Here is a 24,119-nt window from a genome sequence, read left to right on the forward strand (position 1 = left end):
AGTTTTATGCCCAATTCCATCCGCCGCACCCTGGCCACTTGCGCCCTCAGCGCCCTGGTTGCAGCCACACCTTTGACCGCCTTTGCCGATGACGACGGTGATGATGCGGGCTTTGGCGCCGCTGGCTTGCTGTCCGGCAAAAACAAAGAAGACCTGCCGCCGATCATCCTGTCCGCTGGCGAGCCAATCTCTGCCGCGCCGTGGGAATTGACCTCCGGCACTTACTACGAGTTTGAAATCCAGGGTGACGGCAGCCAGGAGCTGGCTTTGGTGGGGCCGGAGTTCTTCCGCGCGATCTGGATTGATGAGATCGTGATTGAAGGCTTGGAAATCCGCCCGCTTGGCCTCGACAGCGTCGAGTTTGACGAAGCCGGCGAGATGGAAATCGGTTTTGTCGCCATCAAGCCCGGCCAATACTACATCAAGATCCCGGGCACCTCGGGCGATACCCAGCGGTTGGACATCACCATTAAATGAGTGGGTTAACGGTCACCGATCTGACCTATGCCTACGGTTCGAAACAGGCTTTGAGCGGCGTGAGTTTCCACGTCGCTCACGGCCGTTTTTGCGCCCTGCTTGGCCCCAATGGAGCGGGCAAGTCGACGCTGTTCAATCTCCTGACCCGCCTGTTCACGCCCCAAGGCGGACAGATCGAGATCGCCGGTCACAACCTTGCCCACCATCCTCGCGCCGCCCTTGGACATCTGGGCATTGTGTTTCAGCAAACTACCTTGGACCTTGATCTGACGGTGAAGCAGAACCTCTCCTATTTTGCCGCATTGCATGGCTTGTCCGGGCGCAAAGCGCGGCATCGGATCGACGCAGCACTCGACCGTCTCGACATGCGAGAACGGGCTGGAGAGAAGGCCCGCACATTGAACGGTGGTCACCGGCGGCGGGCTGAAATTGCGCGGGCCTTGATCCACGACCCGGCGGTGTTGTTACTCGATGAGCCAACAGTCGGGCTGGATGCCGCCACGCGTCAGGCGATCACAGCTTACGCGCATCAGCTGGCCGAAGATGGAAAAACCGTGCTCTGGGCCACCCATCTGACCGATGAGGTCGCCGCACAGGATGACCTCGTGATCCTGCACAAATCCCGCGTGCTTGCCACAGGGGACGCGGCCTCCATCGCCGGAGAACGCTCCCTGAAAGACCGGTTTTTGTCGCTCACCGGAGCCGCCGCATGAGCCCTTATCTGACAAGCTTGCGCGCCATTGTGCTGCGGGAAGCCTTACGTTTTGTGCACCAACGGGAACGCTTTATCGCGGCTCTGGTGCGCCCCTTGGTCTGGCTCTTGGTCTTTGCCGCCGGGTTTCGCGCCGCACTTGGCCTGTCGATCATCCCGCCGTATCAAACCTACATCACCTATGAGACCTACATCGTGCCCGGCCTGTGCGGCATGATCCTTCTGTTCAATGGCATGCAGTCTTCTCTGTCGCTGGTGTATGACCGCGAGATGGGCTCGATGAAACTGCTCCTGACCTCGCCTTTGCCGCGCGGCTGGCTGTTGTTTTGCAAGATTGTAGGCTCCACCGGTATCTCCATCTTGCAGGTCTACGTCTTCCTCGCCATTGCCGCCGGGTTTGACATCATCATGGCGCCATTGGGCTATGTCGCGGTGCTGCCAGCCTTGCTGGTGGCGGGCATCATGCTGGGCGCGTTGGGGCTTCTGCTTTCCAGTTTTGTCAAACAGTTGGAGAACTTTGCCGGGGTGATGAACTTTGTGATCTTCCCCATGTTCTTCCTGTCCTCCGCGCTCTATCCGCTGTGGAAAATGGCGGAAAGCTCCAAGCTGTTGCATGACATCTGCGCGCTCAATCCGTTCACACATGCGGTTGAGTTGATCCGCTTCGCGCTTTACGGCCAGCTCAACTTGACGGCCTTGGCCTGGACCCTTGCCTCGGCGGCGGTTTTCACGGCTTTGGCGCTTTGGGGCTACGCCCCGGCGCGCTCAGGCATAGGTCGCAAACGCTGACATTTCTTACGACCATAGCGCCCATGATTTGCACAAACCGCTCTGTTAGGATGGAACCATGAGACACCTTGTAGCGATTTTGATTTTATCCGCCGCCCCTGCTTTTGCTGAGACTGCTCCAGAGCTGGGCGCCCTGAACCCTGACGAAATGAGTTTGAAGTCCTTTGTCGAGCGTGCCGAACGCGGTGAAAGCGGCATGGTGCTCTGCTCGATGGGCTATGGGCTGACCAAGGAAGGCCAACACGAAGCCGCACGCACCCTGTTTCAGACCTGTGCAGAAGACGGCTACACCGGTGCGATGACCTGGATGGGGCAACTCGACAACAATGGTCTTGGGGGAGAGTATAATCCCGATGCCGCCGCCGAATGGGACCGCCGCGCGGCGGAGCTTGGCGACCCGGTGGGCAAGTTCAACTACGGGATCGCCCTGATGCGCGGCCATGGGGTGTCACAGGACGATGCTTTGGGTCGGCAGCTGATCGACGAAGCGGCTCAAGATGGGTTGAAGATAGCCCGCCGTCTGCAAGGTGCCGGTTATGATCTGGAAGAGATCACCCCGGATGCGGATAACTGGAAATACGCACCAGCGTTCTGAACATCCTCGACAATACGTGCCGGGCTGCCGCCTAATGTGACGATGCGGCTGCCCAAAGCGCGGGCTTCTTCCATGGAGTGGGTCACCAGAATTGTGGTGAGCCCGTGTGCCCCCCGCAGGCGTGCGAACAGAGTCATCATGTCCTCAACCAGCGCCGGATCGAGCGACACAAAAGGCTCGTCCATCAAAAGCAAGCCGGGCCGCACAGCCAATGCGCGGGCCAACGACAGGCGCCGTTGCTGCCCCAGGGAAAGCTGCCCCGGAAAATCCCGGCCACGCCCATCCAAGCCAACTTCCGCCAAAAGCGTGTCCAGCTCTTCCGGTGCCAGATCGGCGACTAAAGAGATATTGTCGCGCACCGAGCGCCAAGGCAGCAGAGTAGGTTCCTGAAACACCATCGACACTGTTCCATCCACCTGGCACTGCCCGTCAAACCCCGGCTCCAGGCCAGCGATGATCCGCAGCAAGGTGCTTTTGCCCACACCGGAGAGACCAACAAGCACGAGGGTTTCCCCCTGCCCCAGTGTCAGAGCAACCTCTGAAAGGATGTGGGTTGCACCACGGCGAAACCCGTTGAGGTGCAGGTCCAAAACGGGGAGACCGCCCGGTGGCGTGCCGGGCGGTGTCGTGAGATTTGCGGCGCTGTCGCGCACTTAACTGCCACTGCTCAGGAAGGTGCCCTCCGGCAAGGCGTCCGCTTTGCCCATCAGGTCCTCGCCGCCCAGTTCGACCATCAGCTCCAGCATACGCGCAGCTGCAGCTTCGTCGACCGGACCGGGGGCAGGAATGCCCGCGCGGAACCCGGCCTTGAGTGCCTCAAACTGCGCATCCGACTTGGCCTTCATCTTGTCGCGCAAGCGGTCCCATTCTGCATCATCCGATGCCAACAGTTCCTTGGCAGAACGGCTGGCCGCCGCCAGACCATTCACCAGATCCGGATTGTCGCGCACCAGGTCGCCCTTTACCACATAGCCCAAAAGCGGCGTGTTGGGGTCCAATCCAAGCTCCGAGGCGGCTTGCGACACATCCACCAGCTTGCGCATCCCGGACGCTTCCATTTTGGCCAGGAAGTGCCAGAAATTGATCGCGGCCCCCACTTCACCAGAGAGGGCCGATTTGAAGATCAAGGGCGGCGCGGCAAACACTTGCTCAGTGTCCGCTTCCAAGTCTACGCCATGGGTCTTGGCCGCATAGGCCTGCAAGATCAGCCAGCTTTTGTCCAAAGGCCCACCGGCGATGCCAATCTTCTGCCCTTTGAGATCCGCAAGGCTTTGTGCGCTGCTGTCTTTGCCAACCATAACCCCGCCAACCGCTTTGGAATACGGGATAAACACATAGTCATGCCCGGCGGCGCGCTGGCGTGCGACCCAGAGCCAGTCGGACACGATCACATCCGCCTCACCGCCTTGAAAGGCAACTTTGGCCGCAGAGCCACCGGCCACGCCCTGCACCTCCAGATCAAAGCCGTTGGCCGCGTCAAATCCGTGGTGCTTGATGGTGTTCAGTTCCCAGTTCACGGTGCCAAACTTCAAAACCGATGCGCGCAGAACCGGTGTTTCAGCCCAAGCGGTGGTGGTGAGCACCGCCGCCGCAAGCGCGCCTCCCAAAGATTTCAATAACGTCATGGTCGCCTCCTCTTTGGAAAACAAACCTAGCAGCCGAGCAGATTGCCGAAATACGACCAAAGGCCAGTTTGGTCCCCGCAACAGGCGAAACCGCCCGCCCCAACCCACAATCAGAGGGTGATTAAAACCCGATTTCGCGAGTCGCTCTGCGACCAAAGTCGCAAGGTTTGTGTCAAGCCTGCTTGGGTCGTACGACCATTGTGCAATACCTCCACACCCTCTTTGAGCGAATACTTGCGGCGGGCGGAATGTGTCCCTGCGAATACACGCTCCCCAAAGGACCAACGCCCAACGGACAGTTTTGGGAGGATACTCAGATGAACAAATTTGTTTTGGCAGTGACGGCCAGCCTGTTGGCGACCACTGCTATGGCAGACGGGCACGGCACCGGTGTCACCGAAGAGATGCTGGCAAATGACGCGGCCTCGACCGGCGACGTGTTGACCAACGGTATGGGGCGGCATCTGCAACGTTACTCCCCGCTGGATACGCTCAACCGAGACAACATCAAAAACCTGGTGCCAGCTTGGGCCTTCTCCCTTGGTGGGGAGAAACAGCGCGGTCAGGAAACCCAGCCGATCGTGCATGACGGTGTGATGTACATCACCGGCTCTTACTCGCGTATGTACGCGATTGATGTGAAGACCGGCGAAGAGCTCTGGCAATATGACGCGCGCTTGCCCGAAGGCATTCTGCCCTGCTGTGACGTGGTGAACCGTGGTGCGGCGATCTATGGCGACAACATCTATTTTGGCACGCTGGACGCGCGGATTGTGGCGCTCAATGCCAAGACCGGCGACACCGTCTGGAACAAGAAAATCGCCAACTACAAAGCGGGCTACAGCTACACGGCAGCACCGCTGATCGTGAATGGCCTTGTGGTGACCGGCAACTCCGGCGGCGAATTTGGCATCATCGGCGAAGTGCAGGCCCGCGACGCAGAGACCGGCGAGCTGGTCTGGACCCGTCCGGTGATCGAAGGCCACATGGGCACGCTGAACGGCGAAGAGAGCACCATGACCGGCACCCTGAATGCCACCTGGCCTGGCGATATGTGGAAAACCGGCGGCGGCGCAACTTGGCTCGGCGGGTCTTATGACATCGACACCGACACGCTGGTGTTTGGTGCAGGTAACCCAGCCCCATGGAACAGCTGGCTGCGCGACGCGGGCGAGCCAAAGGACGACAACTCCGGCGATAACCTCTATGCCGCCTCTCGGATTGGCATCGACCCCGCCACTGGCGAAATCAAATGGCATTTCCAGACCACCCCACGCGAAGGCTGGGACTATGACGGTGTGAACGAAGTGGTGGCCTACACCGACCGCGCTGGTAACAAGCGCTTTGCCACCGCGGACCGCAACGGCTTCTTCTACGTTCTGAACCGCGAAGATGGCGCCTTTGTCTCGGCCACCCCGTTTGTGAAGGACATCAGCTGGGCAGACGGCATCGACGACACCGGCCGCCCGATCTTTGTTGAAGAAAACCGTCCGGGCAATCCGGCGGGCGCAGCAGATGGCAAGAAAGGCGAAGTGGTCTTTGCATCTCCCTCCTTCCTGGGCGGCAAAAACTGGATGCCAATGGCCTACTCGCAGCGCACGGGCAACTTCTATGTGCCATCCAACGAATGGGGCATGGACATCTGGAACGAGCCTATCACCTACAAGAAAGGCGCCGCCTATCTGGGTGCGGGCTTTACCATCAAGCCAAACTACGAAGACCACATCGGCAGCCTGAAGGCGATCGACCCGGACACTGGCGACATCAAGTGGGAATTCAAAAACGATGCCCCTCTGTGGGGCGGCGTGATGACCACAGCGGGCGGCCTTGTGTTCACTGGCACACCAGAAGGCAAGTTCATTGCCTTTGACGATGAGACTGGTGAAGAGCTGTGGTCCTTCCAGACGGGCTCCGGCATTGTCGGTCAGCCGATCACCTGGGAGCAGGATGGCGAGCAATATGTCACCATCATCTCCGGCTGGGGCGGCGCGGTTCCGCTCTGGGGTGGCGAAGTGGCCAAGAAGGTGAACTACCTCAACCAAGGTGGCACTCTCTGGACCTTCCGCCTGCCAGAACAGTTGGCCTCCAACAACTGATCCGACCCCGACGATTTGAAGACGCCCCTGCACCTGCGGGGGCGTTTTTCATTGCACTGCTCAGAAACGGCACATGCGCAGCCGTAAGGTATGTTCAGGCAGCGTTTTGCGCCCCCTTGGGCTGGACAACGCGCCCCTTCCCGAGCATGTTTTGACCAAACAGTTCAAAAGGGAAGAATTCGCCGTGTTTCACAAAGTTATTGCTGCCACCGCGCTCACCGCGCTGACCACCTCCGCCGCCTTTGCCGCAGGGCATTGTGCCGACGGCAAGACTCTGACTGAGGGCACGCTGACCATCGCCACCGGCAACCCCGCGTATTACCCGTGGGTGATGGATGACGCACCAGAAAGCGGCAAAGGCTTTGAAGCCGCCGTGGCCTATGCCGTGGCCGAGGAAATGGGCTTTGGCGCAGACAAAGTCACCTGGGTGCGCTCTTCCTTTGACCAGGCAATCCAGCCGGGGCCAAAAGACTTTGACTTCAACTTGCAGCAGTTCTCCATCACCGAAGAGCGCGAGAAGATGGTCGACTTCTCATCCGCCTACTATGCCGCGCCGATGGCAATCCTGGCATCTGCTGAGGCCAAAGACACCGCCGCCACCGTGGACGCGCTCAAAGCGTTGAAGTGGGGCGCGATGGGCGGCACCACCGCCGTGCCGGTGCTGATGGACACCATCGGGCCAAACGACATGCCGCTGCTCTACGGAGACAACGCCGACGTGACCGCGGCCATGCAGGCCGGTCAGATCGACGCCGCATTGTTTGACCTGCCAACCGCGCTCTACCTGAGCGCCGTTGTGGTGGAAGGCTCGTCTGTAATTGGGCAGTTCCCGGCTGATCGCACCGACAACCCGGACCGCTTTGGTCTGCTGCTGGAAGAAGGCAACGCCTTGAAAGCCTGTGTCGATGAGGCTATCGCAGCCTTGAGCGAGAGCGGGAAACTGGCCGCGATTGAAGCAGAATGGCTTCAGGAAACCACCGGTGTGCCGCTGATCAAATAAGCTGATCAAAGACCATGACAAAGACCAACGCGGCGGGCAAAACCCGCCGCCAGATTTACGAAGACCGCCTGCGCCGCCGCTCCATGCTGATCGCGGGCGGCAGTACGTTGGCGGCGTTTTTGGCCGTTGTGATCCTGGTGCCAATGGCGCCGGGATGGGACCGGGTCAAAGCCAGCTTTTTCAACTGGGAGGTCTTTGCCAAAACCTTCCCCAAGTTGCTTGAGGCCTTCAAGCTCGACGTGGCGATTTTCCTGTGGAGCGCGCCGGCTATTGTCATCCTTGGCCTTTTAGTGGCTCTCGCACGCGACACCCGCAATCCGGCGTTGTTCCCCCTGCGCATTTTGGGCGCAGCCTACACCGATATCTTCCGCGGCGTGCCTGTGGTGCTGACCGTCTACCTGATTGGCTTTGGCATCCCGGGCCTCGGCCTGCCCCGCCCGTGGAATTCTCCCTACATCTGGGGCTCCCTGGCGCTGATCCTGACCTATTCGGCTTATGTGGCAGAAATCTTCCGGTCCGGCATCGAAAGCGTACACGCCAGCCAGCGTGCCGCCGCTGCGTCGCTCGGCCTGTCGGATGCGGACAGCATGCGCTTTGTCATCCTGCCACAGGCCATTCGCCGCGTAATCCCGGCGCAAATGAACATGTTCATCGCCCTGCAAAAAGACGTCGCCCTGCTGAGCTTCATCGGCCCGGTGGAAATCTTCCGCCAGGCTGGCGTGTTCAAATCTCTGCTGGCGAACTTCACGCCTTACGTCGGCGCCGCCGTGATCTTCCTCGCAGTCACAATCCCAGCGACCCGCTATGCCGACTACCTCATGGCCAAGCAAAACCGGGAGCGTAGCTGATGGCGAAGATTACTCTAAAAGCGGTTGAGAAACGCTTTGGCGACAACACCGTGTGCGATGGCATCGACCTGGAAGTCGAAGAAGGTCAGATGGTCTGTCTGATCGGCGCGTCCGGGGCGGGCAAATCCACGCTGCTACGCTGTATCAACCTGCTGGAGACCATAGAAGACGGGGAAATTCTGCTCGATGGCGACGACATTTCCCTGCCCGGCCTGGACCCGCAACCGGTGCGCCGCCGCATTGGCATGGTGTTTCAAAGCTACAACCTCTTCCCGCATATGACCGCCGCGGAAAACGTGATGCTCGCGCCGCGACGGGTCTACAAAAAGTCCCGTGCCGCGCTGCACCCCGAGGTCACCGAACTGTTTGAGCGCTTTGGCCTTGCCGACCGCATGGACCACTATCCGGACCAACTGTCCGGTGGTCAGCAACAGCGGGTTGCGATTGTGCGGGCGCTGGCGATGAAGCCGGAAGTGATGCTGTTTGACGAGATCACTTCTGCACTCGACCCGCAGTTGGTCGGCGAAGTGCTGGACGTGCTGCGCCTGCTCAAAGACAGCGGCATGACCATGGTGCTGGCGACCCACGAGATGGGCTTTGCCCGCGAAGCTGCGGACAAGGTTTGCTTCCTGAAAGACGGCAAGGTTGTGGAAGAAGGTGCGCCTAGTGCGCTGTTTGACGCCCCGCAACATCCCGACACCCAGGCCTTTCTGGCACGCGCGTTGAAATAGCGCCCCGCCCAACCCAAACATAAAAGCCCGCTGTCATCGCAGCGGGCTTTTCTAATTTAGCGGTGGTCCACCAGATTAGGTGTTGAACAGGAAGTGCATCACGTCGCCGTCCTGCACCTCATAGCCTTTGCCCTCAGCCCGCATCTTGCCCGCTTCTTTGGCGCCACTTTCACCGTTGCAGGCGATGTAGTCGTCATAAGCAATGGTCTCGGCACGGATGAAGCCTTTTTCAAAGTCCCCGTGGATCACACCAGCCGCCTGCGGCGCCATGGTGCCCTGACGGATGGTCCAGGCGCGGGCCTCTTTCGGGCCAACCGTGAAGTAGGTTTCCAGATGCAACAGCTCGTAGCCCGCACGGATCAGTCGATCCAGACCGGCTTCTTCCAGCCCCATCTCACCGAGGAACATTTCCGCTTCTTCGTCCTCGAGCTGGCTGATCTCTTCTTCGATCTGCGCTGAGATGATCACATGGCTGTTGCCTTGCTTGGCAGCCATCTCAGCCACGGCAGCAGAGTGTTCATTGCCTTCTGCGGCCTCGGACTCGCCTACGTTGCAGACATACAGAACCGGCTTGGTGCTCAGAAGCTGCAACAGCTTCCAGGCCTTGGCATCTTCTTCGTCAACCTCGACCAGACGCGCCGGCTTGCCGTCTTCCAGCATCTCTTGCGCCGCTTTCAACAGGCGCTCCTGCTGAACCGCCTCTTTGTCACCGCCACGCACTTTGCGCACGATGCCCTGAAGGCGCTTCTCGATGCTTTCCAGATCGGCCAGCATCAGCTCGGTCTCGATGGTTTCGGCATCCGCCACAGGATCAACGCGGCCGTCCACGTGGGTCACATCGCCATCTTCAAAACAGCGCAGCACGTGGGCAATCGCGTCGGTCTCGCGAATGTTGGCCAGGAACTGGTTGCCCAGGCCTTCGCCTTTGGAGGCGCCCTTCACCAGGCCGGCAATATCCACAAAGGTCATGCGGGTCGGGATGATCTGCTTGGACTGCGCAATCGCGGCCAGCTTGTCCAACCGTGCGTCCGGCACGCCCACCTCACCCACGTTTGGCTCAATAGTGCAGAACGGAAAGTTCGCCGCCTGCGCCGCAGCGGTTTTGGTCAGTGCGTTAAAGAGCGTGGATTTGCCAACGTTTGGCAATCCAACGATGCCCATTTTGAAACCCATATCCGGTCTCCTGTCTCTGGTTTGTGTCGCTCTTAGGCAGAGAATGGGTTCGGCGCAAGCCAACAGTGCTTTTCACGGTGCCCAACTGGCCTGATTTCAAGGGCCAAAGCCCCCGATACGCCGTCCATCAGGGGGTGGATCAAACAAGCGCCCGCTGCCCCTCACGCCGGATCACGCCAGCTCACGAAATCCGCGCCGTCAGATCACGAAGAGGCAAGCCCTTGCGTGAAGTGGTTTTTTTCCAAATTTGCGCCCCCAAGTCCTGCCTCGTGTCCCGCCAAAGACCACACTAAATTGGACAAACTCTCCATGAAACCCCTGATCACTCTGGGCGCAGCTTTGCTGTTGTCCACGCAGCTTTCTGCGCAAGAACTCATCCTTGGCCTGGGCTATGCCGACTACTCCGAGGGCAGCGCGCTTGACGCGCAAACCCTTGAACTGGAGTACATCTCCGCGCCTTTGCGCCACTATGGCAACCTCGCGGTCTCCTTTGGCGCCGTGGCCTCCTTTGACAGCGAAGACAACGCCTTCCTCGGCGCGGGATTGGCAGGCACATACGACTTCGCCCCGCGCTGGTTTGCGCAAGCCAGCCTGATGCCGGGTGTGTTTGTTGAAGGCACAGCCCGCAACGAACTCGGCCAGTCGCTCGAATTTCGCAGCCTTCTGGGCGTGGGCTACCGCCTGACCGACACATCCGCGCTTTCGCTGGCCATCAGCCACAAGTCCAACGCTGGCCTGTCCTCCCACAACCCCGGCGTCAACACTCTGACCCTGCGCTATCACCACAAGTTTTAGTGCATCCGAGCAGAGCGGCTTGCGTGGGATTGATTTCCCACGCACCTTCCGGCACATGAAGGGGAAGCAAAACGTAAGGATCCGCCGATGACTCGTATCGACGCCAAATTCGCCGAACTTAAAGCGCAGGGCAAAAAGGCGTTTGTCGCCTATGTCATGGCCGGAGATCCCGACTACGACACGTCTTTGGAAGTGGTCAAAGGCCTGCCGGGCGCCGGTGTGGACATTATCGAGCTGGGCCTGCCCTTTACCGATCCAATGGCGGACGGCCCGACCATTCAACTGGCCGGTCAACGGGCGTTGGATGGCGGCATGACGCTGCAGAAGACCCTCGATCTGGCCACCGAATTCCGCAAGACCGATGACACCACCCCAATTGTGATGATGGGCTATTACAACCCGATCTATTCGCGCGGCGTGGATACATTTCTGGCGGACGCCAAAGCGGCCGGTATTGACGGTCTGATTGTGGTGGATCTGCCGCCGGAAGAAGACAGCGAGCTCTGCATTCCGGCACAAGCCGCTGGCTTGAACTTCATTCGCCTTGCCACCCCGACCACCGACGACAAACGCCTGCCCAAAGTGCTGCAAAACACCTCCGGCTTTGTGTACTACGTGTCGATCACCGGCATCACCGGCTCCGCCGAGGCGCAGGCCACCGATGTGGGCCCGGAAGTGGCGCGGATTAAGGCCAACACCGACCTGCCGGTCATCGTGGGCTTTGGCATCAACACGCCAGAAAAAGCTCAGAACATCGCCTCCGTCGCGGACGGTGCCGTTGTTGGCTCCGCCATTGTGAGCCAGATTGCAGCGGGCAACTCTGTCGCGGACGTGCTTGGGTTTGTGAAATCCCTGGCGGACGGCGCGCACCGCGCCTGATCTCAACAAGCATTTGGCGCGGGCCGCCGCGCCATGCTATCCTGACCGCGCTCAAGTCGGCAGGCAGTGAGCATAATCGGTGTGTGCCCTTTCCCTTTTTTCAAGGAGCGCACATCATGGCCACCGACCAATCCCCTTCCTCCGCCCCCCGCAAACGCCGCGGACGGAAATCTCCACCGGTCAGCCGAGCCTCCGCGGATGCTTTTGCGCTAGAACATGTGATGGGGCCACGCGCCCACTTTGGTTTTCTCGACAGCGACCGCATGACAACCCTCAAGGGACGTGTGCTGGACCTGTTGGCGGACTATGGCGTGATGATCGTACATCCCGAAGCCAAGGCGGCGCTTCTGAAAGCCGGCGCAATCGAAGGCGCGGAGGCCGGTCGCCTGAAGATGCCCCGCGAAATGGTGCAAGAGGCGTTGGCGGCCACCCCCAAAAGCTGTCGCCTGGCGGGGCGGGTTCGCAGATTTGACATGCAGGTGCCAAGGCTGGATGGCGGATTTATCCTGCGCACCGGCACCGGCGGGCATGGCTACGTCGATCCCCGCGATGCCAGCTACCGCAATATGGACCTGACTGCAGCGAAGGAAATTGCTGCCGTGGCCAACACACTGGATCAGGTCGGCTTCATCGCGCATCCCTTTGTGCATGGCGTGCCGGAGGTGACCGCCGACATCCATAGCTTTGCCGCCATATCTGCCAACACGCAAAAACACGTGTGGATGCAGCCGTACCAAAAAGAAAACATCGACTACCTGCTCAAAATTGCCGCCATTGCCGCCGGGGGCGAGGAGGTTTTGCGCGCCAACCCGTCGACCAGCACCATCACCTGCTCTTTCTCGCCCCTAGAATTCAAATACATGGACACCGAGGTGATCATTGCCTGCGGCAAATACGGCGTGCCGGTGCACGCCTGCTCTTTGCCCAGCGCGGGTGGCACTGCGCCGCTGTCCCCCGCCGCGCTAGCGGTCATGGCCGTGGCTGAGGTGGTGGGCATGGTGACCATGGCGCATGTGCTCTCCCCCGGCCTGCCCGTGATCGCCACACCTTTGATGTTTGCACTCGACATGCGCACCGGAAGTGCGCTGCAATCTTCCGTGGAGGCCATGCAGGCGGCTTCGCTGTCGATCCAACTGGTGAAGCACGGCTTTGGCCTTATGGCGCACACTTATGGCTCAGGCTCGGACACGCCGGATTCGGATCATCAATCCATGGCGGAACGGGCGCTTCTGATGCAAACGGTCTCCCTGTCCGGTGCCGACATTCTGGGCGGAATAGGCCAGCTGGAATGCGCCACCGTTTATTGTCCGGTCCAAGCGGTTTTGGACAATGAGTTGGGCGGCATGGCGCGACGTTTCCTGCGGGTGCCGGAGATAGATGACGCGGCCTTGAACTTTGGCGAGATGCTCAAAGTGCCTGTGGGCGGTCATTTCCTGGACAGCGACCACACGGTTGCGGGCTGTCGCGATCAGCACACGCCGGAGGTTTTTCAACGCATTGGACGCGACGATTATGAGGCCAGCGGCAGGCGCACAGCCTTTGACGTTGCCCGCGACCACGCTTTAAAGGCCATTGCCGAGGCACCGGAACAGGGCTTTTTGACTGACACCCAAAATGCCGAGATCTCGGCCCTGGCGGCGGCGGCGGACAAACATATCGTTGAGGTCTACTCCGGCAAGGTGGAGACCATCTGACCCAGGGCGGACCAGCCCGAAGACATCCTAAAAGCCTACTCCGGCCAGCGCCCCTCTGCATGTAGTGCGTTGGCCATGGCCTGCACCAGGCTGTCGCGGCTGATGGGTTTGGGCACATGGCCACTCATGCCCTCAGACAGGTAGCCGGCCACCTGATGCACCATGGCGTTGGCACTGACGGCCAGAATGGGCGTGGGCTCCTGCATGTTGCGGCTTTCGATTTCGCGAATGCGCCGCGTGGCCTCCAACCCGTCCATGACCGGCATATTAATGTCCATCAGCACCATGTCGTAGCGGGCCTTTTCCCACGCCTGCACCGCCTTTTCGCCGTTGTCGACAATGTCCAGCGCGAGCCCCACTTTCTTCAACATATGTTTGAGCACAATCTGGTTGGTGCGGTTGTCCTCGGCTGCCAAGACCCGCAGGCCAGACAGGCTACGCCCGGCATCCGCAGCTGAACGTACACCGGTTTGGGCTGGCGTGTCGTTGGACAATTCAACCATGACCTTGGCGTGAAACTCCGCGCCTTCGCCGGGGGTAGAGCGCAGCGAAATCTCGCCGCCCATCAACTCACAGATATGGCGAGATATAGCCAGTCCCAACCCGGTGCCGCCGTGCATGCGCGTCACGCTGGCATTGGCCTGGCTGAAACGTTCAAACAGGCGCAATTGTTGCGCCATTGGAATGCCCGGCCCGGTGTCTTTGACCTTGAGGCTCAACACCGCCTTACCGGACCGATGCGGCATCAATTCCACATGCAATTCGACAGAGCCGGTTTCGGTGAACTTGATCGCATTGGACAGCAGATTGCCAACAACCTGCTGCAAACGCACCGGGTCGGTCTTCACCGAGCACCGCGCGGCATGGGACATCACAGTCTTGAAAGAGAGCCCCTTTTCCTGTGCCCGGAACTGATAATGGTGGCGCATTCCATCCACAAGATCGGTGAGCTGGTAGGGAATGATCTCGAATTCCAGCTTACCCGCCTCGATCTTGGAGATGTCGAGCACATCATTGATGATCGCCAGCAACAGCCGCCCACTGTCCCCCAGAATGGTCACCAGTTTGGCCTGCTCCTCGCTCAGCCCACTGTCATCCAACGCCTGTGCCATGCCGAGGATCCCATTGAGCGGCGTGCGGATTTCGTGGCTCATCGAGGCCAGAAACACCGATTTGGCCTCATTGGCAGACTCCGCCGCCACCCGCGCCTCGTTAAGCTCCCGCGTACGGTCCTGCACGGCTTGCTCCATGGTGCCCAGCAATTTCTGCAATCGCTGATTGGCCTCATAAAGCTCTCGGCTTTTGCCCTCCAGAAGCGACTCCGCCTCCTCCCGCGCAACGCGCTCGCGCATGTATCGTCGCCGGGAAACCGCATCCGATGGGGGCGCTATGGCTTCGCGTAAAAACATCAGGCCGCTTTCTGCATCACAAACTCGGCGCAGAACTTCTCGCCCCCCTCGCGCTCGGACATCTCAATCACGGCGTCATGTTTGAAATGCTGCAAACAGGCCTCGATCAATCCGTGACAGAAGTGATGCAAGGGGCGCTCGCTGGTATAGACCATTCTAAAGCGTCCATCCGGCAGTCTTTCGGTGGCAAAGGTTGGCAGCTCAACATCGGGGTAGAGCTTACGCACCTCGACATGCACTTCGTTCTCGATCGACTCCAACATGTCAAAGCCGTCTGTCTTACCCTCAAAGAACACCGGATAGCCATCAGCAAACCGGCCAAACATCCAATGGCCGAACTGCTTGTGCAAGGCTTCCACCGGCGCATCGAGTTCCGCGCCCACCGCGTCCACAATCTGCAAAAGCTCGCGACAAGGGTAATTGCCTACCGCGCTGAACGCGCCGTCGTTCTCCAATTCCACCTTGTCCAGGATGTCATCCACTGCTTCTTCGCCCATGACGGACTCGGCCATTCGGATCAACTCGACAAAAACAATGCCTTTCATGCGGACCTCCGCGCCACTCATACAATCACAACAAGAAATTATGAGAACAAAATGTAAACATCCTATTAACCGACAAGGGGGATTGCGCAAAACACCCCACATTGGTAAAGAAGATTTACCAAAAAGCGACCCAAGAGTAAGTTTATGCCTGTCATCACCTGCATTGAGGACCTCAAACGCCTCTATCAACGCCGCGCGCCCCGGATGTTTTACGACTATGCCGAGACCGGAAGCTGGACAGAAAAGACCTTTGTGGAGAACACATCGGACTTCGCCGACATCTATCTGCGCCAGCGGGTGGCCGTCGACATGTCTGGCCGCTCCACCACCAGCCAGATGATCGGACAGGATGTCGCGATGCCGGTGGCGCTTGCACCGGTGGGCCTCACCGGCATGCAATGTGCCGATGGTGAGATCAAAGCCGCCCGCGCAGCCGAAAAATTTGGCGTGCCTTTTACCCTCTCCACCATGTCGATTAACTCGATTGAGGATGTGGCTGAAGCCACCAGCAAACCGTTCTGGTTCCAGCTCTACACCATGACCGACGAAGATTTCGTCGACCGCCTGATCCAGCGCGCCAAAGACGCCAACTGTTCCGCGCTTGTCATCACGCTGGATCTGCAAATCCTAGGCCAGCGTCACAAAGACCTGAAAAACGGCCTGTCTGCGCCGCCCAAACTGACGCCCTCCACCATTGCCAACCTGATGACCAAATGGCGTTGGGGAATTGAGATGCTTGGCGCAAAGCGGCGCAACTTTGGCAATATCGTCGGTCATGTCGAAGGCATCACCGACACCGCCGATCTGGGCGCGTGGACGGCACAGAGCTTTGACCTCACCCTCGATTGGGACAAGGTGGCCAAGATCAAGGAAAAATGGGGCGGCAAAGTCATTCTGAAAGGCATTCTGGACGCCGATGACGCCAAAATGGCGCTCAAAGTGGGGGCCGACGCAATTGTGGTCTCCAACCACGGCGGTCGCCAGCTGGACGGCGCGCTCAGCGCCATCCGTGCCCTGCCTTCGATCATGGAGGCCGTGGGCGATGAGGTGGAAGTCCATCTGGACAGCGGCATCCGCTCCGGTCAGGACGTGCTCAAAGCGCTCGCGTTGGGCGCCAAGGGCACCTACATCGGCCGCGCCTTCATCTACGGCCTAGGCGCCATGGGCGAAGCGGGCGTGACCAAAGCGCTGGAAGTGATCCACAAGGAACTGGATGTGTCCATGGCGCTTTGTGGCCGCCGCACCATTGAGGAACTGGACCGCGACATCCTGCTGGTGCCGGAAAACTTCGAAGGCCGCTGGCAGGGCTAAGCAATTGCTTTGACAAGCTCTTGTCCGACGCGCCATAAACGCATCGGGCAAGAGGTATCGCGCGTATGTTGGTCTTTTTCAAACCAAACTTGGCATTTCTGTCGGTGCCAAAAACCGGCTCTACAGCCTATGAGCTGGCCCTGCGCCCCAAAGCGGACATCATCTTCACCAAAAAGGTGAAGCATATGACCGTCGGCAAATATCACACAAAATTTGCACCCTTTCTCAGGGACACCTACGACATCGCGCCGGAGCGTTTTGCCGTGATCCGCGACCCCATCGATCACGCCCGCAGCTGGTACAAGTATCGCAGCCCGGAGCGGATGGACCGCAAGTCCAGTGCGTGCCACGGCGGTGTCAGTTTCGACGACTATATTCTGGACGCCATCAGCAAAAAACCGTCCAAGGCCGCCGGCATCGGGTCACAGGCCTCATTCCTGTCTTTGGATGTGGGCGAAGTGCCAGTGGACCACCTCTTTGCCTATGAGCGCCAGGACCTGCTTCAGGACTTTATCGAGGCGCGGTTTGGGCGCCGGGTCGAGCCCCAACCCCAAAACGTCTCCCCCAATGTGGAGGCCGTTTTGTCGCCTGAAGTAGAGGCCGCATTTCGCGCCGCACGGCCGGCGGATTTTGCGCTCTATGACCGGGTTGTGGCCGCCGGGGGCGTTTTGCAGGAATTTCACAGCCTGTAGAGCGCGAATCCCCTTTGCATTCTGACAAATCCGCGCTATAGGCGCGTCTTCACGCGGGGATACAGCCTTGGAGGATCCCTGCCTATGTATATGGAGAATTCAAAATGGCTGGTCAAATTCCTGATCTTATCGCCGAAGCACGCACGGGGACAGGCAAGGGCGCCGCTCGTCAAGCACGTCGTGACGGCTTCGTTCCTGGTGTTGTATACGGTGGCGAAGCAGAGCCGCTGGCAATCCAGATCCCTTTCAACGTTCTGTTCAAGAAACTGAAAGACGGCCGCTTCCTGTCCACACTGTTCAACCTGAAAGTGGAAGGTCAAGAAGACGTACGTGTGATCTGCCGCGGCGTTCAGCGTGACACCGTAAAAGACCTGCCAACCCACATCGACCTGCTGCGTCTGCGCCGCACCTCCAAAATCAACCTGTTCATCCACGTTGATTTTGAGAACGAAGAAGCGGCACCAGGCATCAAGAAGGGCGGCGTTCTGACCGTTGTACGTCCAGAAGTTGAGCTGAACGTAACCGCAGGCGACATCCCTGAGCGTCTGGTTGTGGATCTGACCGGCAAAGACATCGGCGACACCATCACCATCAGCCAGATCGATCTGCCTGAAGGTGCAAAGCCGACCATCGACCGTGACTTCGTGATCGCGAACCTGTCCGCACCTTCCGGCCTGCGCTCCGCTGGCGATGACGCGGAAGAAGCTGAAGGCGAAGAAGCCGCAGCCGAAGAATAATCACACCACCGCCTTTGCGGTATGTGAGAACGCGGCGCCTTCGGGCGCCGCGTTTTTTTGTACGCTCAGGACTGCACACAATTGAAATCAAGTGCCTTTCAACTTCGCACGACATTCCCCCGGAAAAGACACAACCCAAAAGGTACACATTCACAGGTTGTTAGGGGTTCGCGCGCAATCGTGCCCTCAAGCTGATCGGGGCGCATTTGCCCGGTCGCGCAAACACTGATTTCAACAACTGGGGTGCCTAGATGAAACACGCTTTGATGGGATGTATTTTGGCGGCAAGCGCAAGCATGGCGCATGCAACCGAACAGCTCAATATTTTCACATGGGACGGCTACGTCACCGAAGCCGAGATTACGGCGGTGAACGCGCTGCTGAAAGAGCAAGGCTACGACGTAGAGGTCAACCTGCTGGAGACCGTGGCCGAAGGCCCGCAGCAGATGTTTGATATGTTGCGTTCTGGCGATGTGGATGTGTCTTTCCTGACGCTGAACTACATCAACATGGAAGGCAGCCCCTCTGCCAACATGCTGCAGCCAATCAACGTGACCTCTCCTCGTCTGGAAAACTACCAGCATCTGTCCAAGGCGCTGACCGACATCCCGATGGGCATGAAAGGCGATCAGCACCTCTATATTCCATGGGGTGGCGGTGCCTATGGCATCTGGGCCAACCTCGACACGGTACAGGACATGCCTACCTCTGTGAAAGCCATGCTGGAACCGGAGTGGAAGGGCCGCCTTTCGCTGACCGATGGGCAGGTGCATCCAAACGTGTCTCTGGCGCTGCTGGCGCTTGGGCGCTCCGCCTTTGAGGTGAACGACGTCTCCGGCGACCGTGCCGCCTTAGGCGCCCTCGCCGCCCCGGACAGCGATCTGCAACAGACCGTGAATGCGCTCTACGGGCAGGTTGGCCACTTCTGGAGCGCCTCCCCGCCCTTCACCGGCGAATACGATCTGGTGGCCTCTTATGGCGTGGGCGCATCTGCGGCCATCGCAGAGGGCGGCAACTGGGGTCTGGTGCCATTTGAAGAAGGCAACACCGTCTGGCTCGACACCATCAACTTTGCCAAACATCTGGAAGGCGACAAGCTGGAGGCGGCGGAGATCTTTGCCAACTACTTCATCGGCAAAGAGGTTCAGACCCGCGTGGTGGAAGGCCTTGGCATGGTCGCCTCCTCCGGTCTGGTCGATACAAACCCGCTGATCGAGGCCAACCCGGACTTCTTTGAAGAGAGCATGTTCTGGCCGCCCTACACCCGCGCGGCGGGCAACGCGATTGAGCTGATGTCCAAACGCGCCATGGGCATGAGCGCCACCAACTAAGCCGCCTCACCTTTGCAGAAGACCTCAAACATAAGAGAACGCGGCAACTTCGATTGCCGCGTTTTTCTCAACAACAGGACCCTGAGGGCCATTTTAGGTTAGAAGTTCAATCTTGCCCAACGGGCCGACACTTCACAATCCCACGCATATCGAAATCTCGGTTGACTGACCTGCTCAGACCGTCGCCGTTTCCAAATGCAAAAGACACCCTGACAGCAACCAGCGCGGCGTCCAAATCTAACAGCCCGTTTGCAGCACGCCGAAAGCCACTTGTCCCTTGCAACCGCTCGTACTCACGCTGACCATAGACGTGGCACAGGGACTGCGCATCTTGCCGGATATGAGGGCTTCTTTTCTGGTCCAGGTCAACTGTGAGCTGGATCAAGTTGCCTTCATCTGCCCCACCAAACTTAGCAGGGGCAGTCCAAATTGATGTTTGGAGGTCTCCCCTCGCACCCGACTTCAACACCACCCTCTCCGCAAAGGCGTTTCCGGAGAAGCCAATTGCCGCAACCGTAAACCAAACAAAGAAATTCATAAGCCTAAATCTCGGGACCAACATCTTTCGAGGTTCTAGGAGAGGTCTTTGTCAACACTATGGCCAAGGCGCGCTCAGAAAGCACCGTACGGAAGTTTAGACCTTGCGGCCACGCACGTCCGGCAAGGAGATATTCGCCACCTGCTCGGCAATCGGCGGGGAGGACAGCGGGTGGTGGTCTTCCGAGAAGTCCTCGGGATTGCGCATCTCTTGCCATTTGCCGCCAACAAACACCTCAAGGCCAGAGAACTTGGCTTTGTAGCCCATCTTCTGGCTGCCTGGCACCCAGTAGCCCAAATAGACGTAGGGCAACCCGGCCTCTCGGGCGATTTCGATATGGTCCAGGATCAGGAACGTACCCAATGAGGTGCGGCTCATTTCCGGGTCGTAAAATGAATACACCATGCTCACGCCGTCTTCGAGCACGTCGGTCAAACACACGCCTGTCAGCTGGCCGCTGTCCTGATCGGAATACTCCACCACACGGCTTCGGATCGGGGTTTCCTCAATCATTGCGGCAAACTCGAACACATCCATATCCGCCATACCGCCGTCTGCGTGACGGCTGTCCAGATAGCGGCGGAACAGGTCAAACTGTTCTTCGGTGGCCCATGGCGAGGTCGCCCGGCGCTGCAGATACGCGTTGCGGCGTGCGGCCCGGCGTTGGCTTTTGGTGGCAGTAAATTTGGACACGTCAATTCGGGCAGACATGCAGGCGTTACAGTCCGTGCAAGACGGCCGATAGAGCACGTTTTGCGAGCGGCGGAAGCCTTGCTGTGACAGCGCGTCATTTAAGGCCGTCGCGTTGTCCCCTTGCAGTGCCGTGAACAGTTTGCGCTCCATCCGCCCGTCCAGATACGGGCACGGCTGCGGCGCGGTCACATAAAACTGCGGGACTATCGGAAGACTATGACGCATGGCACTCCAACACCTGAGATCGCCTCGACGTTATCAACAGGTTATTAACCCGCCAAGCCCCCCGAATGGGGTAATCGGCGGGTTTCTGGAGCCATGGTTAAAATTTGACAGGCATTAACCGTTCATTTCGGTTAATTTCGTGACCCTTTGGTAAGATCTCAGGAACAGGCGGCAATCAGCTTGTTCATAAAGCCCTGGCCAGCCTCAAACTGCGCCACCGACAGGAACTCATCCGGCTGGTGCGCTTGAGCAATATCGCCCGGCCCACAGATCACCGTCGAGTAGCCCGCATCCTGGAAATGCCCGCCCTCGGTGCCGTAGCTGACCACGCGCGACGCGTTGTCCCCAGTCAGTTGGCGCACCAAGGCCTCCGCCTCGCCCGCCTCTTCCGGCAACAGCCCCGGCACGTAGAACTTCTGATCCAGCGCAATATGGCTCTCCGGCACAACGGCCTGCATCTCCGCCTCAACCTCAGCCACTTTAGCTTTGAAGCGCGCAATCCAGTCGTCGCGGTTCTCATCCGGCACAATTCGGAAATCGAGACCAAAGCGGCAATCCAACGCGGTGATGTTGTGGGCGGTGCCGCCCTCAATCACGCCGACATGCACCGTGGTCCACGGCGGCTCAAACGTCGCGGCCACCGGCCCCGGCTCTTTGGCGCGGTTTTCCGCGTTCATCTCGTTGGCCCATTCGATCAGCTTGGCGCCATACATAATCGCATTCACACCGGTGTGCATCAGCGAGCTGTGCACCTCAAAGCCGCGCACATGCACGTTGAAGCCCTGACCGCCCTTGTGGCCGGTCACCGCCCCCATCATCGATGGTTCGCCCACGATAGTGGCTGAGCCTTTGGGGAAGTACTTATTGATGCTCTCAATCAAAGGCGCCGCGCCGGTGCAGCCAATTTCCTCATCGTAAGACAAAGCCAAATGCAGCGGACGCTTGAGGTCACTGTAGTGGCCCTCAACAATGGCCCAGACCGCCAGCGCGTCAAAGCCCTTCATGTCACAGGTGCCGCGCCCGAAGAGCTTGCCGTCTTTCTCAACCACCTCGAACGGATCGGTTGACCACGGCTGACCTTCAACAGGCACCACATCTGTGTGGCCGGAAAGCACAATCGCGCCCTCAACCTCCGGACCAACATGCGCAAACAGACCTGCCTTCGCCGGATCGGTCTCATGGGGGTGCTGATGTGCCACAATGCCGTGGGAGGCCAAGTACTCCTGCACCCATTCGATCAGCGGCAGATTGGTGTCGCTCGACACAGTCGGAAACGACACCAGCTTGTCCAAAATGGCCCGCGGGCTCAGACGCTCCGCCATGGGCTTAGTACCCGCTGTCGGTGATCAGAACCTTGTGGCCTGGTGCCACTTCTTTGTACTCCGACGGTGCCGCCTCGTAGCCCACAGGGTGGATTGGCGACGGGATCGGCTTGAAGTTCAGGTCTTTCTCCGACTTGCGCTGACGTGGATCGGCAATCGGAACCGCTTTCATCAACGCCTGCGTGTAGGGGTGTTGCGGGTTCTCAAACACTGCGCGACGTGGACCAATCTCCACAATCCGGCCCAGGTACATCACCCCCACATGGTGGCTCACACGCTCCACAACTGCCATATCGTGGCTGATAAACACATAAGAAATGCCCATCTCTGCCTGCAGCTCCATCATCAGGTTCAGAACCTGCGCTTGCACCGATACGTCCAGCGCCGACACCGCTTCATCCGCAACAATCAGTTTTGGGTTCAAAGCCAAGGCGCGGGCAATCGCGATCCGCTGACGCTGACCACCGGACATCTCGTGCGGGTAACGACGCATGAAGCTGCGCGGCAGTTCCACCCGGTCAAACAGCATCTCAACACGCTTTTGCAGCTCTGCCCCAGAATGGGTGCCGTAGTTGCGCATCGGCTCAGACACCTGATCCTGCAACATCATCTGCGGGTTCAGCGAGGCAAACGGGTCCTGGAAGATCATCTGCATCTGCTGACGCGCCGCGTGCATTTGCTTGTGGTCCAAGCCAATCACGTCCTGACCATCAAAGGTCACATGCCCACTGGTTGGCTCAACCAAACGCAACAGCGAGCGGCCGGCAGTCGACTTACCACACCCGGATTCACCCACCAGAGACAGGGTCTGGCCCTTGTTCACGGTAAAGGACACATCCTCAACCGCGTGCACGTTGGCGACGGTGCGACGCATCAGGCCGCCCTTCACCGGGAAACGGGTCACGAGGTTCTTCACCTCCAGGATCACCTCATCGGTGCCCGGGATCGGATCGGTGTTATGGGTATTGTCGCCAAACAGCTTCATTGGCGATGGCACATCGGTGCCACGCATCTCGCCCAGCTTTGGCACGGCGGCCAGCAGGGCCTTGGTGTAATCATGGGTTGGGTTCTCGAAGATTTCTTCGACGGTGCCCTCTTCCACCTTATTGCCACGGAACATCACCACCACGCGGTCAGCCATTTGTGCCACAACCGCCATATCGTGGGTGATGAACATCACTGCGGTGCCGGTTTCACGTTTCAGACGATCCATCAGCGCGAGGATTTCTGCCTGAATGGTCACGTCGAGCGCGGTGGTCGGCTCGTCCGCGATCAGCAAGCGCGGCTCACAGGCCATAGCCATCGCGATCACAACACGTTGGCGCATACCGCCGGACAGCTCGTGCGGATATTGTTTCAGACGACGCTCGGGCTCAGGGATACGCACCTGACGCAGCAGCTCCAGCGCACGCGCTTCCGCGTCCGTTTTTGACAGTTTTTTGTGCAGGCGCAGGCCTTCGGTCAGCTGACGCCCCACGGTGAACACCGGGTTCAGCGCGGTCATCGGCTCCTGGAAGATCATGCCGATCTCATTGCCGCGAATCGTCCGCATCAGGTCCTGATCCGCCTTGGACAGGTCCACATCATCCGCGTCTTTGCGATCAAACAGCAGTTTGCCACCGGCAATATCACCGCCGCCAAACTCCACCAGACGCATCAGAGACAGCGAGGACACCGATTTACCGGAGCCGGATTCTCCAACGATACAAACGGTTTCGCCAGGGTTCACCTTGAAGGAGACATCCTCCACGCCCACCACGGGCCCGTCCTTGGTCTGGAACTCGACTCGCAGATTCTCGATCGACGCAATGGCGTTGTCCAACATGAAGGTGACTCCCCTTAACTTTTGTTTTTGTTGTCCCTCGCGGCGAAGCTACCGCCCATAAATGCAATGGTCAAACC

The 24,119-nt window shown here is 59.1% G+C and carries 23 protein-coding genes; 15 read left to right on the plus strand and 8 right to left on the minus strand.

Going from position 1 to position 24,119, the window contains the following annotated elements; all coding sequences use genetic code 11:
* Positions 1-6 precede the first annotated feature (6 nt).
* The 4 genes from SIB92_RS09510 to SIB92_RS09525 are packed head-to-tail and all read left to right on the plus strand — an operon-like array spanning position 7 to position 2,573.
* On the plus strand, positions 7-477 hold the full coding sequence (locus SIB92_RS09510) for a hypothetical protein (protein WP_412555555.1): 471 nt from the start codon (positions 7-9) through the stop codon (positions 475-477).
* A complete protein-coding gene (locus tag SIB92_RS09515) occupies positions 474-1,190 on the plus strand; it encodes an ABC transporter ATP-binding protein (protein WP_412555556.1) in 717 nt (238 codons plus the stop codon). The genes SIB92_RS09510 and SIB92_RS09515 overlap by 4 nt, the downstream gene beginning before the upstream one ends.
* Complete coding sequence (locus tag SIB92_RS09520) at positions 1,187-1,978, plus strand: ABC transporter permease (RefSeq protein ID WP_412555557.1); 792 nt, start codon at positions 1,187-1,189, stop codon at positions 1,976-1,978. The genes SIB92_RS09515 and SIB92_RS09520 overlap by 4 nt, the downstream gene beginning before the upstream one ends.
* 58 nt (positions 1,979-2,036) lie before the next feature.
* The gene (locus tag SIB92_RS09525) at positions 2,037-2,573 is read left to right on the plus strand and encodes a tetratricopeptide repeat protein (RefSeq protein ID WP_412555558.1); all 537 of its coding nucleotides are present in this window, start codon (positions 2,037-2,039) and stop codon (positions 2,571-2,573) included.
* On the opposite strand, the gene SIB92_RS09530 is transcribed toward SIB92_RS09525, so the two are convergent.
* Positions 2,513-3,226 (minus strand): ABC transporter ATP-binding protein, encoded by a 714-nt coding sequence (locus tag SIB92_RS09530; protein ID WP_412555559.1) that lies wholly within the window; start codon positions 3,224-3,226, stop codon positions 2,513-2,515. The genes SIB92_RS09525 and SIB92_RS09530 overlap by 61 nt on opposite strands.
* Positions 3,227-4,198, minus strand: coding sequence for an ABC transporter substrate-binding protein (locus SIB92_RS09535; RefSeq protein WP_412555560.1), 972 nt, complete (start codon positions 4,196-4,198; stop codon positions 3,227-3,229).
* A gap of 317 nt (positions 4,199-4,515) precedes the next feature.
* Here SIB92_RS09535 and SIB92_RS09540 point away from each other — a divergent pair, with 317 nt between their 5' ends.
* The 4 genes from SIB92_RS09540 (at position 4,516) to SIB92_RS09555 (ending at position 8,873) form a co-directional block, all read left to right on the plus strand.
* A complete protein-coding gene (locus SIB92_RS09540; RefSeq protein WP_412555561.1) occupies positions 4,516-6,294 on the plus strand; it encodes a PQQ-dependent methanol/ethanol family dehydrogenase in 1,779 nt (592 codons plus the stop codon).
* A 184-nt stretch (positions 6,295-6,478) separates the two neighbouring features.
* Entirely contained in the window at positions 6,479-7,294 is an 816-nt protein-coding gene (locus SIB92_RS09545) for an ABC transporter substrate-binding protein (protein ID WP_412555562.1), read from the plus strand.
* A gap of 14 nt (positions 7,295-7,308) precedes the next feature.
* On the plus strand, positions 7,309-8,142 hold the full coding sequence (locus SIB92_RS09550; protein WP_412555563.1) for an amino acid ABC transporter permease: 834 nt from the start codon (positions 7,309-7,311) through the stop codon (positions 8,140-8,142).
* Entirely contained in the window at positions 8,142-8,873 is a 732-nt protein-coding gene (locus SIB92_RS09555) for an amino acid ABC transporter ATP-binding protein (RefSeq protein ID WP_412555564.1), read from the plus strand. The genes SIB92_RS09550 and SIB92_RS09555 overlap by 1 nt, the downstream gene beginning before the upstream one ends.
* A 75-nt stretch (positions 8,874-8,948) precedes the next feature.
* On the opposite strand, the gene ychF is transcribed toward SIB92_RS09555, so the two are convergent.
* Positions 8,949-10,046: a redox-regulated ATPase YchF gene (gene ychF / locus SIB92_RS09560; RefSeq protein ID WP_168591888.1), complete on the minus strand. Its 1,098-nt coding sequence runs from the start codon at positions 10,044-10,046 to the stop codon at positions 8,949-8,951.
* Positions 10,047-10,355: 309 nt separating this feature from the next.
* Here ychF and SIB92_RS09565 point away from each other — a divergent pair, with 309 nt between their 5' ends.
* From SIB92_RS09565 to SIB92_RS09575, 3 genes are all read left to right on the plus strand, one after another.
* Positions 10,356-10,841, plus strand: a complete 486-nt coding sequence (locus SIB92_RS09565; protein WP_412555565.1) for an acyloxyacyl hydrolase — start codon at positions 10,356-10,358, stop codon at positions 10,839-10,841.
* 87 nt (positions 10,842-10,928) lie between these two features.
* The gene (trpA, locus tag SIB92_RS09570; protein WP_412555566.1) at positions 10,929-11,720 is read left to right on the plus strand and encodes a tryptophan synthase subunit alpha; all 792 of its coding nucleotides are present in this window, start codon (positions 10,929-10,931) and stop codon (positions 11,718-11,720) included.
* A gap of 116 nt (positions 11,721-11,836) precedes the next feature.
* A complete protein-coding gene (locus tag SIB92_RS09575; protein WP_412555567.1) occupies positions 11,837-13,414 on the plus strand; it encodes a trimethylamine methyltransferase family protein in 1,578 nt (525 codons plus the stop codon).
* Positions 13,415-13,449: 35 nt separating this feature from the next.
* Here the strand turns inward: SIB92_RS09575 and SIB92_RS09580 are convergent, their stop codons facing one another.
* Positions 13,450-14,766, minus strand: coding sequence for an ATP-binding protein (locus tag SIB92_RS09580; RefSeq protein WP_412555568.1), 1,317 nt, complete (start codon positions 14,764-14,766; stop codon positions 13,450-13,452).
* Positions 14,767-14,822: 56 nt separating this feature from the next.
* On the minus strand, positions 14,823-15,368 hold the full coding sequence (locus SIB92_RS09585) for a heme NO-binding domain-containing protein (RefSeq protein WP_412555569.1): 546 nt from the start codon (positions 15,366-15,368) through the stop codon (positions 14,823-14,825).
* 144 nt (positions 15,369-15,512) lie between these two features.
* Between SIB92_RS09585 and SIB92_RS09590 the strand changes: the two genes are divergently transcribed.
* The 4 genes from SIB92_RS09590 (at position 15,513) to SIB92_RS09605 (ending at position 19,439) form a co-directional block, all read left to right on the plus strand.
* Positions 15,513-16,679: an L-lactate dehydrogenase gene (locus SIB92_RS09590; RefSeq protein WP_412555570.1), complete on the plus strand. Its 1,167-nt coding sequence runs from the start codon at positions 15,513-15,515 to the stop codon at positions 16,677-16,679.
* Between the two features lie 89 nt (positions 16,680-16,768).
* On the plus strand, positions 16,769-17,371 hold the full coding sequence (locus SIB92_RS09595) for a hypothetical protein (RefSeq protein WP_412555571.1): 603 nt from the start codon (positions 16,769-16,771) through the stop codon (positions 17,369-17,371).
* 104 nt (positions 17,372-17,475) lie between these two features.
* A complete protein-coding gene (locus SIB92_RS09600) occupies positions 17,476-18,108 on the plus strand; it encodes a 50S ribosomal protein L25/general stress protein Ctc (RefSeq protein ID WP_412555572.1) in 633 nt (210 codons plus the stop codon).
* 296 nt (positions 18,109-18,404) lie between these two features.
* The gene (locus SIB92_RS09605) at positions 18,405-19,439 is read left to right on the plus strand and encodes an ABC transporter substrate-binding protein (RefSeq protein WP_412555573.1); all 1,035 of its coding nucleotides are present in this window, start codon (positions 18,405-18,407) and stop codon (positions 19,437-19,439) included.
* A 634-nt stretch (positions 19,440-20,073) separates the two neighbouring features.
* Here SIB92_RS09605 and SIB92_RS09610 read toward each other — a convergent pair.
* The 3 genes from SIB92_RS09610 to SIB92_RS09620 form a co-directional block, all read right to left on the minus strand.
* On the minus strand, positions 20,074-20,895 hold the full coding sequence (locus tag SIB92_RS09610) for an arginyltransferase (protein ID WP_412555574.1): 822 nt from the start codon (positions 20,893-20,895) through the stop codon (positions 20,074-20,076).
* 158 nt (positions 20,896-21,053) lie between these two features.
* The gene (argE, locus tag SIB92_RS09615) at positions 21,054-22,217 is read right to left on the minus strand and encodes an acetylornithine deacetylase (protein ID WP_412555575.1); all 1,164 of its coding nucleotides are present in this window, start codon (positions 22,215-22,217) and stop codon (positions 21,054-21,056) included.
* 4 nt (positions 22,218-22,221) lie between these two features.
* The gene (locus SIB92_RS09620) at positions 22,222-24,042 is read right to left on the minus strand and encodes a dipeptide ABC transporter ATP-binding protein (RefSeq protein WP_412555576.1); all 1,821 of its coding nucleotides are present in this window, start codon (positions 24,040-24,042) and stop codon (positions 22,222-22,224) included.
* Positions 24,043-24,119 lie beyond the last annotated feature (77 nt).

This window comes from Shimia sp. MIT1388, from assembly GCF_047124445.1.
Taxonomy (GTDB): domain Bacteria; phylum Pseudomonadota; class Alphaproteobacteria; order Rhodobacterales; family Rhodobacteraceae; genus Shimia.

What these genes read in the sequence shown, in the direction of transcription:
- SIB92_RS09520 (WP_412555557.1), top strand. Translation starts at nt 1,187, where the DNA reads ATGAGCCCTTATCTGACAAGCTTGCGCGCCATTGTGCTGCGGGAAGCC.
- trpA (WP_412555566.1), top strand. Translation starts at nt 10,929, where the DNA reads ATGACTCGTATCGACGCCAAATTCGCCGAACTTAAAGCGCAGGGCAAA.
- SIB92_RS09610 (WP_412555574.1), bottom strand. Translation starts at nt 20,895, where the DNA reads ATGCGTCATAGTCTTCCGATAGTCCCGCAGTTTTATGTGACCGCGCCG.
- SIB92_RS09525 (WP_412555558.1), top strand. Translation starts at nt 2,037, where the DNA reads ATGAGACACCTTGTAGCGATTTTGATTTTATCCGCCGCCCCTGCTTTT.
- SIB92_RS09605 (WP_412555573.1), top strand. Translation starts at nt 18,405, where the DNA reads ATGGCGCATGCAACCGAACAGCTCAATATTTTCACATGGGACGGCTAC.
- SIB92_RS09620 (WP_412555576.1), bottom strand. Translation starts at nt 24,042, where the DNA reads ATGTTGGACAACGCCATTGCGTCGATCGAGAATCTGCGAGTCGAGTTC.
- argE (WP_412555575.1), bottom strand. Translation starts at nt 22,217, where the DNA reads ATGGCGGAGCGTCTGAGCCCGCGGGCCATTTTGGACAAGCTGGTGTCG.
- SIB92_RS09600 (WP_412555572.1), top strand. Translation starts at nt 17,476, where the DNA reads ATGGCTGGTCAAATTCCTGATCTTATCGCCGAAGCACGCACGGGGACA.
- ychF (WP_168591888.1), bottom strand. Translation starts at nt 10,046, where the DNA reads ATGGGTTTCAAAATGGGCATCGTTGGATTGCCAAACGTTGGCAAATCC.
- SIB92_RS09575 (WP_412555567.1), top strand. Translation starts at nt 11,837, where the DNA reads ATGGCCACCGACCAATCCCCTTCCTCCGCCCCCCGCAAACGCCGCGGA.
- SIB92_RS09555 (WP_412555564.1), top strand. Translation starts at nt 8,142, where the DNA reads ATGGCGAAGATTACTCTAAAAGCGGTTGAGAAACGCTTTGGCGACAAC.
- SIB92_RS09580 (WP_412555568.1), bottom strand. Translation starts at nt 14,766, where the DNA reads ATGCGCGAGCGCGTTGCGCGGGAGGAGGCGGAGTCGCTTCTGGAGGGC.
- SIB92_RS09540 (WP_412555561.1), top strand. Translation starts at nt 4,516, where the DNA reads ATGAACAAATTTGTTTTGGCAGTGACGGCCAGCCTGTTGGCGACCACT.
- SIB92_RS09535 (WP_412555560.1), bottom strand. Translation starts at nt 4,198, where the DNA reads ATGACGTTATTGAAATCTTTGGGAGGCGCGCTTGCGGCGGCGGTGCTC.
- SIB92_RS09550 (WP_412555563.1), top strand. Translation starts at nt 7,309, where the DNA reads ATGACAAAGACCAACGCGGCGGGCAAAACCCGCCGCCAGATTTACGAA.
- SIB92_RS09590 (WP_412555570.1), top strand. Translation starts at nt 15,513, where the DNA reads ATGCCTGTCATCACCTGCATTGAGGACCTCAAACGCCTCTATCAACGC.
- SIB92_RS09510 (WP_412555555.1), top strand. Translation starts at nt 7, where the DNA reads ATGCCCAATTCCATCCGCCGCACCCTGGCCACTTGCGCCCTCAGCGCC.
- SIB92_RS09515 (WP_412555556.1), top strand. Translation starts at nt 474, where the DNA reads ATGAGTGGGTTAACGGTCACCGATCTGACCTATGCCTACGGTTCGAAA.
- SIB92_RS09585 (WP_412555569.1), bottom strand. Translation starts at nt 15,368, where the DNA reads ATGAAAGGCATTGTTTTTGTCGAGTTGATCCGAATGGCCGAGTCCGTC.
- SIB92_RS09565 (WP_412555565.1), top strand. Translation starts at nt 10,356, where the DNA reads ATGAAACCCCTGATCACTCTGGGCGCAGCTTTGCTGTTGTCCACGCAG.